General features: G+C 69.2%; 9 protein-coding genes. 5 read left to right on the top strand and 4 right to left on the bottom strand.

Features of this window, described 5'->3' with window-relative positions; all coding sequences use genetic code 11:
- Nucleotides 1-137: 137 nt before the first annotated feature.
- Complete coding sequence (locus tag C882_RS23130; RefSeq protein WP_152415265.1) at nucleotides 138-2,285, top strand: PAS domain-containing sensor histidine kinase; 2,148 nt, start codon at nucleotides 138-140, stop codon at nucleotides 2,283-2,285.
- 85 nt (nucleotides 2,286-2,370) lie between these two features.
- Here C882_RS23130 and sppA read toward each other — a convergent pair whose 3' ends face one another.
- Nucleotides 2,371-4,149 (bottom strand): signal peptide peptidase SppA, encoded by a 1,779-nt coding sequence (gene sppA, locus C882_RS09595; RefSeq protein ID WP_009540391.1) that lies wholly within the window; start codon nucleotides 4,147-4,149, stop codon nucleotides 2,371-2,373.
- 278 nt (nucleotides 4,150-4,427) lie between these two features.
- Nucleotides 4,428-5,000: a peroxidase-related enzyme gene (locus tag C882_RS09600; RefSeq protein ID WP_009540392.1), complete on the bottom strand. Its 573-nt coding sequence runs from the start codon at nucleotides 4,998-5,000 to the stop codon at nucleotides 4,428-4,430.
- 146 nt (nucleotides 5,001-5,146) lie between these two features.
- Between C882_RS09600 and C882_RS09605 the strand changes: the two genes are divergently transcribed.
- Both C882_RS09605 and C882_RS09610 read left to right on the top strand, forming a co-directional pair.
- Complete coding sequence (locus tag C882_RS09605; protein ID WP_009540393.1) at nucleotides 5,147-5,572, top strand: OsmC family protein; 426 nt, start codon at nucleotides 5,147-5,149, stop codon at nucleotides 5,570-5,572.
- 147 nt (nucleotides 5,573-5,719) lie between these two features.
- Nucleotides 5,720-6,289 carry a YqhA family protein gene (locus tag C882_RS09610; protein ID WP_043644506.1) on the top strand — a complete coding sequence of 190 codons (570 nt, stop codon included), beginning with the start codon at nucleotides 5,720-5,722 and terminating at the stop codon, nucleotides 6,287-6,289.
- A 7-nt stretch (nucleotides 6,290-6,296) separates the two neighbouring features.
- Here C882_RS09610 and aroC read toward each other — a convergent pair whose 3' ends face one another.
- Nucleotides 6,297-7,382 carry a chorismate synthase gene (gene aroC / locus C882_RS09615; RefSeq protein WP_009540395.1) on the bottom strand — a complete coding sequence of 362 codons (1,086 nt, stop codon included), beginning with the start codon at nucleotides 7,380-7,382 and terminating at the stop codon, nucleotides 6,297-6,299.
- Between the two features lie 276 nt (nucleotides 7,383-7,658).
- A complete protein-coding gene (fabI, locus tag C882_RS09620; protein ID WP_009540396.1) occupies nucleotides 7,659-8,498 on the bottom strand; it encodes an enoyl-ACP reductase FabI in 840 nt (279 codons plus the stop codon).
- A 161-nt stretch (nucleotides 8,499-8,659) separates the two neighbouring features.
- Between fabI and C882_RS09625 the strand changes: the two genes are divergently transcribed.
- The gene (locus C882_RS09625; RefSeq protein WP_009540398.1) at nucleotides 8,660-9,913 is read left to right on the top strand and encodes a YihY family inner membrane protein; all 1,254 of its coding nucleotides are present in this window, start codon (nucleotides 8,660-8,662) and stop codon (nucleotides 9,911-9,913) included.
- Between the two features lie 146 nt (nucleotides 9,914-10,059).
- Entirely contained in the window at nucleotides 10,060-10,887 is an 828-nt protein-coding gene (locus C882_RS09630; protein WP_009540399.1) for a DUF2189 domain-containing protein, read from the top strand.
- Nucleotides 10,888-10,954 lie beyond the last annotated feature (67 nt).

Genomic DNA, 10,954 nt, shown 5'->3' on the forward strand with positions numbered 1-10,954 from the left:
ATAAAAGCGGATGAATGTCCCAACGCCGGGGAACCGGACGGGAGGCAGGGATGGAACAAGGGCATCGGGCCACCCTCGTAAGGCTTGCGTTCGTCAATGCGGGCATCGCCGCTGCATGCGTCCTGGCGGCGCGTTTGGTGGCAAGCCTGCCCGTGGTGGAAGCGGCACCTGCGGCCGCCGCCTCGCCCCTGGTGATGGCGCCGGCCGCCGCCATCGTTCTGGCGGCGGTGCTGGTCGGCGGCTGGAGGGCGCTGGCCGGTGCGGCAGCGGGCGCGTTGGCCGCCGGACTGGCCGCGCGGCCCGAGGCGCCGGCCCTGGCGGCCGCGCTGGCCGCCGGGGTGCTGTTCGCCGCCGGCTGGAGCGCCGTCTACACCCGCTATGCCGTGAGCGACTGCCTGACGGATCTGGCGCTCACCGTGCGCGGTGCCGGCGTGCTTCTGGCCCTGACGGTGGGCACGTTCACCATCTGGACGGCGACACTGGCCAGCCTGGCCGACATCATCGTCACCGGCGCGTCCCGCGCGCACGAGGCCTTCGAGGCGGCACTGATCGGATGGGCAGTGCCCGTGGCCGTGGTTTCCGCCGTGCTTCTGCCGCCGGTCCTGCTGGCGACCCGCGGCGGCTGGCCCGGCGGGCGGGCGGCAGCCTGCAGGGGAGCGGTATGGCTGGCGGTGGCGGGGGTGACGCTGCTTCTGTTCCGTGGCGAGCCGGGTCACCAGGAGCTGGCCGAGGTGCTTCCCTTTCTCGTCCTGCCCATGCTCATCACCATCGGCGCCGTGAACGCGCCCGCCGCAGCGGTCGGTGTCGCAATCGTGGCGGTCGTGGCGACCACCGTGACCCTTTCAGGACAAACGGCGTGGGGCGCTGTCGAAGCTCCGGCCGACCTCGGGGCGCTGGCTGTGATGCTGGCGGCCTGCGCCGTCACCGCCCTTCCCTTCGCCGCCCTCATGGGCGAGCGGCGCGCCGCGGTGAAGGCTCTGGAAGCCGCCAACCAGGACCTGGAGACGCGGGTCGCCTTCCGCACAGCCGAAGCGCGCGGCAACGAGCGCCGCCTGCGCCAGATCCTCGACGGCAGCCCCGCCGGCGTCTGCGTCACCCGCCCCGGCGGCGACCTTGTCTACGCCAACCTGGCCTTCCGCAGCCTGTTCGGCGTGGGACCGGAGGAGCGGCCGGAAGGGCTGGACGTCACAACCCTGTTCGCCGAACCCGATGACCGTCGGGCGCTGCTCGACCGACTGGCGCGCGACGGCATCGCCACCGGCCTGGAAATGCGCTACCGCTACCGCGGCCGCGTCGGCTGGGCGCTGGAACACGCCGCCATGGTCACCTTCGAAGGAGAGCCGGCGGTTCTGGCATGGATCGTCGACATCACCGACCGCAAGGCGGCCGAGGCGGAGCTGGAGGACGCCCGCCTGCGCCTCGCCGCCCACCGCGACGAACTGGCGCGCGAGGTCGCCGAACGCACCGAGGCGCTGGCCCGGGCCAAGGAAGCCGCCGAGGCCGCAAATGCCGCCAAGAGCGATTTTCTCGCCAACATGAGTCACGAATTGCGCACGCCGCTGAACGCCATCCTCGGCTTCTCCCAGCTTATCGAAACGGACTTGGCGGCGGGCACGATAACGGCCGAAGCGGCACGCAGCCGTGACGCCGAATACGCGGCCAACATCCAGCGCGCCGGGGCGCATCTTCTGGCGGTCATCAACGACATCCTGGACATGGCCCAGATCGACGCCGGACGCCTGGAGCTGGCGGATGAGCGCGTGGACCTGGCCGGCTGCATCGACCGGGCCGTGGCGCTGACGGAGCCGGGCCCCGGGGTTTCGGCGCCGCGGGTGGAACTCGACCTGCCGCCGCGCCTGCCCGCCCTGCTCGCCGACCGGCGGCGGGTGGAGCAGATGCTGGTCAAGCTGGTCTCCAACGGACGCCGCTTCACCGCCGCCACGGGCACGGTCACCGTCCGCGCCGGGCGCCGCGGCGACGGCGTGGTGACGGTTAGCGTCGCGGACACGGGCATCGGCATGAATCCGGACGACATCCGCCGCGCCCTGACCCCGTTCCAGCAGGTTCACGGCGGACTGGGGCGCCCCTACGACGGCACCGGGCTGGGCCTGCCGCTGGTGCGGGCGCTGATCGACCTGCACGGCGGCACGCTGGAGATTGACAGCGCGCCCGGCCGGGGCACGCGCGCCACCATCACCTTCCCGCCGGCCCGCGTCCTGCAACCCCACGCAGTGCCGGAACCGGATGCCGGTGCCGGCACCGACGAAGCCGCCCTGCGCGCCTGACGGCGCTAGCGCACGGCGGCAACCGGACCATCCGCAGGCAAAGCGGCGCCGCGAGAAGGCGCGCCGGGCGCGTCGATCATGCGGCCTACTCCACCACCGGCGCGCGCAGGGGTCCCTGCTCCATGGCCTCGATCCGCCGGGTCAGCGGCTCCAGCATCGCCGCCACGCGGGCGAGCGCCGCCAGGGCTTCGGCCTCGGACCCGGCGAGCGGCGTGGACTCCAATGCCTCCAGCAGGCGGTCCAGACCCGTGGCCGGCTTGGGGAAGGGTTCCAGCGCCACCGCCGTATCGGTCGCGATGCCCGCCCGGCGCTTGGCCTCGGCCACCGCTTCATCCAGCCCGCCAAGGCTGTCCACCAGGCCCTTCTCGGCCGCTGCGGCGCCCGTCCAGATGCGCCCGCCGGCCAGCCCGCGCACCTGCTGCTTGGTCATGCCGCGGGCCTCGGCCACCTTGGAAACGAAATCGTTGTAGATCCAGTCCAGGTTCTTCTGGAACTCGGCCCACTGGGCTTGCGTGAAGTCCTGGTTCGGGCTGTACATCAGGCGTGGACCACCAACGCTGACGTCGTCCCAGTTGACCTCCAGCTTGCGCCACAGGTCCGACAGCACGAACTTGCCCGACACCACGCCGATGGAGCCCGTCACCGTCCCCGGCTCGGCCACGATGTGATCGCCCGCCATGGCGATGAAATAGCCGCCCGACGCCGCCGTGTTGCCCATGGAGACCACCACCGGCATCCCGCGGTCCCGCGCCCGGCGGATGGTGCGCCACACTGTGTCCGACGCCACGTAGGAGCCGCCGGGACTGTCGATGCGCAGCACGATGGCCCGCACGCCGCCGTCCTCCACCGCCGCCTCGATGGCGCGCGACAGGGTGTCGGAATAGATGCCGGCCCCGCCGCCCAGCGGCCCCTTCTCCGCCTCGCCGCGCATGATCGGCCCGCTGGCCTGGATGAGCGCGACACGCGGCGCTGCCTCGGGCGCCTCCTCCAGCTCCACGCCGGCGTAGGCTTCCAGCGGCAGGGTCTCCTGCGTGCCTGCGCGGGTGAACACCTCCGCCTCTACCTCGTCGCGGTAGGCCAGCCGGTCCACCAGGCCGCTGTCCAGGGCCTCGGGCGCGAGCAGCGGGCTCTGCTGCGCCACCTGCCGCACGGTCTCGGGCGACAGGTTGCGGTCGGCGGCAACGTCTGTCACGAACTGGCTCCAGAACCCGCCCAGCAGGTCCTGGAGGTCTTCGCGCTGGAACTGGTCCATGCTGTCGCGGGTGAGGCTGTCGAAGGCGCTCTTGTGATCCTCGCGCGCGTCGAACTGCGGGCGGACACCCACCTCTTCCAGCAGGTTACGCAGGAACGGCACCTCGGTCGCGAACCCCAGCGGACCGACACCGCCCGAGGGCTGCAGCCAGACCTCGTCGAAAGCCGTGGCGATGTAGGTGTCGAGGCTGTCGTTGCCCTCGTTCAGTGTCTCGGCGAAGATGATGGCCGGCTTGCCCGACGCCCGGAACCGCGCGACCGCCGCCCGCAGCGCCTGAGCCTGCGCCATGCCCGCCTGGGTGCCGCCGATCTCCGCCAGCAGGCCCCGCACGTCCGGGTCCGCCGCCGCGGCGTCAATGGCGCGCACGGTGGCGGACAACGACAGCGGCGCGCCGTCGGGCAGCAGGGCGAACGGCCCCTCGGGCTCGCCCTCGGGGAACTCGCGCCGCAGGTCGACCGTGAGAACCATCTGGTCGGGGCGCTCGGCGCCACCGGCCATCATCTCCTCGAAGTCCAGGCTGGAAATCCCCCACCACGCCAGCCCGATCAGGCCGAGAAACAAAAACCCGATCACCGCCAGGGTGCCGAGCAGGAACTTGCCAAGGGCGCGCATGTGGAACTCCCGCCGTAACTGGTTGCGGGAGAACGGTAGAAGGCGGGGGTGGCGGGGTCAAGCGGCGGTGGTGTTACGGGGCTGCGGTGATGCGCGGTGGGTGGTTCCGTACACGGGGGACTGCCGTTCCCCGATCCCCCGGCTCGGGGAGCACAGCTCCCCGAACCCCTCAGTTTTCTGGAAGCGCTTCGCGAGAAGCGCGAATAGGATCGCTGAGCAGAAGGCGTGTGCGCAGCACGCAGCGCTTCCCTCTGGCGCAACGCGCCGGAGGGAAATTACTAACGATCCATGCCGTGGTACTGAGGATTGGGCATCATCTCGGTCGCGTGGGCGACGCGGTTGGTGTAGTTGTAGAAGCCCACCGTATCGACGATGTCGAAGATGTCCTCGTCCGAGAAACCGACGTCGCGAAGGCCCTGACGATCGGCCTCCGCGAAGTCCATGGGGGCCTTGGTGAGCGTCCACGCCGCGTCGCACATGGCGCGCTGGCGGGGCGAGAGATCGGCGACGCGGTAGTTCATCGCCAGCATCTCCCCAAGCTGAGGGTCCCCCGACAGCGCCCGGACGGCCTGCCCGTGCGCGACCAGGCAGTAATAGCAGTGGTTGGCGCAGGAGACGACGACGGCGATCATCTCCCGCTCCAGCTTGGACAGCCCGCTCTCGGCGAGCATGACCTCGTTGTAGAGCTTGGAGAACGCCCGCAGCTTGTTCGGCTTCATGCCATAGGCGCGCAGGACGTTGGGCACGAAGCCGATCTTCTCGTCACAGACCTGGAAATACTTCTCCATGTCCTCCCCGATCTCCGGCTTCTCCGGCAGGTCGAGGCGGATGATGTGGTCCGGCTGCGGCATGGTGATGGGTCCTCCCTTGGGGTTTCTTGATTGGCGGGAGGAAGAGTGGGGGATGATGGGGCGGATGGCAAGGGAGGGCAACGCGGCGGCAGACGCCAGCGTTTCCCCGGGCATCGAAGCATCCAAACAACCGGGGATTATCCATCATGCAGAACAAGGCGACCGCCGTCTGGACCGGAGGCCTCAAGGACGGCAAGGGCGAGATGAACACCCGCAGCGCCGCGCTGCGCAGTGCCGCCTACACCTTCAAGACCCGCTTCGAGGGCGCCGAGGGCACCAACCCAGAGGAGTTGATCGCCGCCGCCCACGCCGGCTGCTTCTCCATGGCCCTGTCGAAGATCCTGGGCGAAGCCGGCACCGCGCCGGAGCGCATTCAGACCGAAGCGACGGTGACGCTGGAACAGCAGGAAGGCGGCTTCGCGATCACCAAGGTGCACCTGAACACCTCCGCGAAAGTTCCGGGCTGCGACGACGCCGGCTTTCAGGATGCGGCAGGCAAGGCCAAGGCCGGATGCCCCGTTTCCAAGCTTCTGAAGGCGGAGATCACGATGGACGCGCAGCTGGAAAGCTGATCGGCGTGGGCATGGCAACGCGCCCCACCAGAGCAGTCAGGCCTGAGCAAAATGCGCTCAGGCCTTTCTTATGTTTGCTGCCCGCCTTGACACCGCCCCAACCGCCCCCACACGATCCTTACCGGATTCGTTCAGGAGCGTCGGCTAGTGCAGCGAAAACAAAGACACATCCGGATCATCGAGCGCGCGTTGTTCGCCAGCCGGTGGTTGCAGTTGCCGTTGCTTGCGGGCCTTCTCGTGGCCCTGACGATCCTCGGGCTTCAGTTCGCCATCGCCATCTTCGAGGCCGTGCTCGATTTCCGAAACCTGACGCGGCTGGATACCATTCTGCTGACGCTGGACCTCATCGACATGGTCCTGATCGCCAACCTCATCGTCATGGTGGCGCTCAGCGGGTATCAGTTGTTCATCGTCGGCGTCGGGTACCCGTCGGACCCGGAGCATAAGACGTTCCGCTTCGACGAGGCCGCCGGGCCGCTGAAGTTCCGCATCGCCACCACGATCGTCCTGATCTCCACCATCCACATGCTGCACGCCTACCTCGGCGAAAAGCCGCTGGAGCCGTCCATGATCGTTCAGTTGGCAGTGTTCCAGACGCTGTTCATCCTGACGGCCGTGGTGCTGGCGGTCATTCACCGCATCCTGCCGCGCCGCAACCTGTCCGACAGGCCCGAGGGCGACGAGGGCGAGGACGAGGACGCCCGGACCGGCGACTAATCCCGCCTCACCCGCACTGTGCGCGATGGCGCAGCAGGTGGTCCGCCAGCACGCAGGCGACCATGGCCTCGGCAACGGGTACGGCGCGGATGCCGACGCAGGGGTCGTGGCGGCCCTTGGTCCGCACGTCCACCTCCTGCCCGTGCACGTCGACGCTCTGGCGCGGGGTCAGGATGGACGACGTCGGCTTGACCGCCAGGCGCGCCACCACCGGCTGCCCCGTGGAGATGCCGCCCAGCACCCCGCCCGCGTTGTTGGAGAGGTAGCGCACCGAGCCGTCGTCGTTCATGCGCATTTCGTCGGCGTTGTCCTCGCCGGTCAGGGCGGCGGCGTCGAAGCCGTTGCCGATCTCCACCCCCTTCACGGCGTTGATGCTCATCAGCGCCTTGGCGAGGTCGGCGTCCAGCTTGTCGTAGACCGGCGAGCCCAGGCCCGCCGGCACGTTGGCCGCCACAACCTCCACCACCGCGCCGACCGATGAGCCCGCCTTGCGGACCTCGTCCAGGTAGGTTTCCCACTTGGCCGCGGCCGTCGCATCGGGGCAGAAGAAGAGGTTGGCGCTCACCTGGTTCCAGTCCCAGCCCTCGCGGTCGATGCCGTGGGGGCCCATCTGGACCATCGCGCCCTGCACCTTCACCCCGCCGGGCACCAGATGGTCGAGCACCTTGCGCGCGATGGCGCCGGCGGCCACCCGCATGGCCGTCTCGCGCGCCGAAGACCGCCCGCCGCCGCGATAGTCGCGGACGCCGTACTTCTGCCAATAGGTCACGTCGGCATGGCCGGGGCGGAACTGCTGGGCGATCTCCCCATAGTCCTTGCTGCGCTGGTCGACGTTGCGGATCAAGAGGCCGATGGGGGTGCCGGTCGTCATGCCCTCGAACACGCCCGAGAGGATCTCCACCTCGTCCGGCTCGCGCCGCTGGGTGGTGTGGCGCGAGGTGCCGGGGCGGCGGCGGTCCAGCTCCACCTGGATGTCCTCGGCCGTCAACGGAATGCGCGGCGGCACGCCGTCCACCACGCAGCCGATGGCCGGGCCGTGGCTCTCGCCGAAGGTCGTGAAACGGAACAGGTGGCCGAAACCGTTGCCGGACATCGCTTGATCCCTCTTGTGCGACAGAATTACGGGGGGCCTCGGCCCCCCGATCCCCTCGATTGGAGGGCGCAGCCCTCCAAACCTCTCAGTTTTTTGTCTTTTGGGAAAGGGCGCGGGCGGCTGAGACCGGATGTGGATTCCTGCTTTCGCAGGAATGACGGTTTATTTGTCCGGCACGCCGCCCACTCACGGAAAACTGGAGGGTTCGGGAGGCTGTGCCTCCCGGCCGGGGTTTGGGGCGCGAGCCCCAAGCGCGAAGCGCTCAGGCGCCGCGGTTCACCCCTTCACCTTGAACTGCCCCAGCATCTCGGCCAGCTGCGGCGCGCTGTCGGGTTCCAGCATGCCGACGGTGTGGTAGCCGCAGTCGACATGGTGGTTCTCGCCGGTCACGCCCGAGGACAGGTCGGAGAGCAGGTACATGCCCGACTTGCCGACATCGTCCAGGCTGACGTTGCGGCGCAGCGGCGCGTTCAGCTCGTTCCAGCGCAGGATCTGGCGGAAGTCGCCGATGCCGGACGCCGCGAGCGTCTTGATCGGCCCGGCCGACAGGCTGTTGACGCGGATGTTGTCCTCGCCCAGGTCGGTGGCGAGGTAGCGGACACTGGCCTCCAGGGCGGCCTTGGCGACGCCCATCACGTTGTAGTGGGGCATCACGCGCTCGGCGCCGTAGTAGGTGAGCGTCAGCAGCGAGCCGCCGTCGGTCATCAGGGGGGCGGCGCGGCGGCAGACGTCGGTGAAGGAGAAGCAGGAGATCTGGAGGCTGCGGCTGAAGTTGTCCAGCGTGGTATCCACGTAGCGGCCCTTCAGCTGGTCCTTGTCGGCCCAGGCGATGCCGTGCAGCACGAAGTCCAGTTTGCCCCAGCGTTTCTCCACCTCGGCGAAGACGGCGTCCATGCTGGCTTCGTCGGTCACGTCGCAGGGCACGACGAAGTCCGAGCCGACACTTTCGGCCAGCGGCTTGACCCGCTTGAGCAGGGCGTCGCCCTGGTAGGTGAAGGCCAGCTCGGCTCCGGCCTCGCGCGCCGCCTTGGCGATCGCCCAGGCGATCGACTTATCGTTGGCGACGCCCATGATGAGGCCTTTCTTGCCCGCCATGAGGGAAGTGGCAGCGGTCATGCGTCTTCTCTTGTGCGTTGATCTGGTAAAAGGATGACACCCGTCGAAAGGACGCGGCATCCTACACCAAGATGACAGGGGGTCAAAGGCGCATGCCCAGGGAATGGGGCGGAAAGATAAGCACCCGGATCGAGGCCGCCGCCGCGCACGCCGGAGGACCGTTGGCGCGTGCGGCCGCCTTTCCGCGCTACGTCATCCGCCGCGTGCTGGCCGACCAGGTGCTGCTGGTGGCCGGCGACCTGGGATACATCTCGCTGATCGGGCTGGTACCCATGCTGGCGATCGGCTTCGCCATCCTGGCGGCGTTCCCCGCGCTGGGGGACCTGCGCGGACGGATCGAGGACCTGATCTTCCAGAATTTCGTCCCCAGCTTCGGCGAGCAGGTGCAGGAGGCCGTGGCGCGCTTTGTCGACGCCTCGGCGGAACTGACCATCGTCGGCGTTCTGGGCCTGGCCGTGATCGCGCTGCTGCTGCTGACGACGGTGGAACACGCCTTCAACCACATCTTCCGGGTCAGTCGGGCGCGGTCGCTGGTGGGGCGCTTCCTGGTCTACTGGACCGTCATGACGCTGGGCCCGCTGCTGGTCGGCGCCAGCTTCAGCCTGTCGAGCTGGCTTCTGTCGCTGGACGACCGCACGGTGTCGGACGTTGTGAACTTCGCCGGCGGGCCCCTCAGCGCCATTGCGCCGTTCCTGCTCACGCTCATGGCCTTCACGCTGTTCTACATGGTGGTGCCCAACCGGCGGGTGCGGTTCAAGGACGCGCTGGTGGGCGCGGCCGTCGCGGCGGCCATGTTCGCCGCCCTGCGGTTCGGCTTTGTGATTTATGTGGCGCAGGCGCAGAACTATTTCACCCTGTACGGCGCGCTGGCGGCCCTGCCCCTGTTCCTGACCTGGCTGTTCGCCAGTTGGACGGTGGTGCTGCTGGGCGCCGTCATCACCGCCAGCCGGCCGGAGTGGCGCATGCAACTGGCCCAGGTGGAGGACGATGAGCCCGGCATCCGCCGTCTGATCATCGCCTTCGACCTGCTGGGGCGGCTGGTGGACGACAGCGCCGAGGGCGGCAGCGGGCTGCGCCGGCCGGAGCTGCTGAACGCCACCGGCGCACCCGAAGCCGCCTTCGTGCACGTCCTGGAGTCGCTGGAGAACGGCGGCATCCTGGCGCGCACCGACCGCCGCCGCTGGATCATCGCCCGCGACCTGCGTCACGCCACCCTGGGCGACGTTGCCCGCGCGCTGGGCCTCGGGCTGCCGGAAACCCTGCCGCCGGTGGTGGACCGGCCGTGGCGGGGGGCTCTGTCGGACACGCTGGAGCGCCTGCACGATGCCGAACGCCCGGCGCTGGAAACGCCGCTGTCCGACATTCTGAGCAGCGAGCGCCCGGTCGCGCATCTCCGCCCGCATCGCGCCTCTTGACGTGCGGGCCGGTTGCTCCCACTCTCTTTGCAAGACCCCTCGCGCTGGTCGCCTATTTCCATTCCGGCGTGCAAGAGGGTCGCAAGAGCAGGGACTGCCGGTCGCATCTCGTTCCGCCGCTGATCGCGTGACGGAGGAGATCGATCATGGACGGCCATCAGACCCCGAGCCAGCACCACGGCCACGGCCCCAACGATAGTTTTACCGGGCGCGTGCATCTGCCCTACGCGGACCAGATCCGCGACGTGCGCACCCAGGACGTTTTCGAATGGCTGGCGGCCGGATGGCGCGACCTGACGCGCGGCGGCCTTACCAGCGTTCTGTATGGCGGTGTGTTCGCGCTGGCAGGCTACGTCATCGCCTTCGGCCTGTCCGAGATCGGGCACGGCTACCTGCTGTTGCCGGTGGCGGCGGCTTTTACCCTGGTGGCGCCCGTGCTCGCCATCGGGTTCTACCAGATCAGCAAGCGGCTTGAAGCCGGCGAGCGGGCGTCGCTGGGAGACGCCGTCACCGCGCCGCGCGTCAACCTGTTCCACCTGATGACGGCGGGGCTGGTGCTGATGCTGTTCGCACTGATCTGGGTGCGCGTGTCCACCCTGATCTTCGCGCTGATGTTCCCGGCAACCGGCTTTTCCACCGAGGCCATGCTGGCGCAGTTGGCGACGCCGGCGGGCCTTGTGTTCCTGCTGGCGACGGGGCTGATCGGCGGGGCGTTCGCGGCGACCGCCTTCCTGTTCTGCGCCATCTCTCTGCCCATGATGCTGGACCGGCCGGGCTCGGATTTCTTCACCACCGCACTCGCCAGCATGCAGGCGGTGCTGCGCAACCCGCGCGCCATGGCCCTGTGGGCGGCCATCATCGCGGTGGCGACGGCGGCGGGCATCGCGACCTTCTTTATCGGGCTCATCATCGTCATGCCGCTGATCGGACATGCCAGTTGGCACGCCTATCGGGCCCTGATCGCGCGGCCCTAGGCGACGACGGCAGACCCTTACCGGCGGGCGGGCGGGGCGGATATGCGGGCGGCCGGCTGGCGCAGCC

This window comes from Caenispirillum salinarum AK4, from assembly GCF_000315795.1.
Lineage (GTDB): Bacteria > Pseudomonadota > Alphaproteobacteria > Rhodospirillales > Rhodospirillaceae > Caenispirillum > Caenispirillum salinarum.

Coding starts and splice junctions, on each gene's coding strand:
- aroC (WP_009540395.1), bottom strand. CDS start 7,382: ATGTCCGGCAACGGTTTCGGCCACCTGTTCCGTTTCACGACCTTCGGC.
- C882_RS09600 (WP_009540392.1), bottom strand. CDS start 5,000: ATGCCGCAGCCGGACCACATCATCCGCCTCGACCTGCCGGAGAAGCCG.
- C882_RS09605 (WP_009540393.1), top strand. CDS start 5,147: ATGCAGAACAAGGCGACCGCCGTCTGGACCGGAGGCCTCAAGGACGGC.
- C882_RS09630 (WP_009540399.1), top strand. CDS start 10,060: ATGGACGGCCATCAGACCCCGAGCCAGCACCACGGCCACGGCCCCAAC.
- sppA (WP_009540391.1), bottom strand. CDS start 4,149: ATGCGCGCCCTTGGCAAGTTCCTGCTCGGCACCCTGGCGGTGATCGGG.
- fabI (WP_009540396.1), bottom strand. CDS start 8,498: ATGACCGCTGCCACTTCCCTCATGGCGGGCAAGAAAGGCCTCATCATG.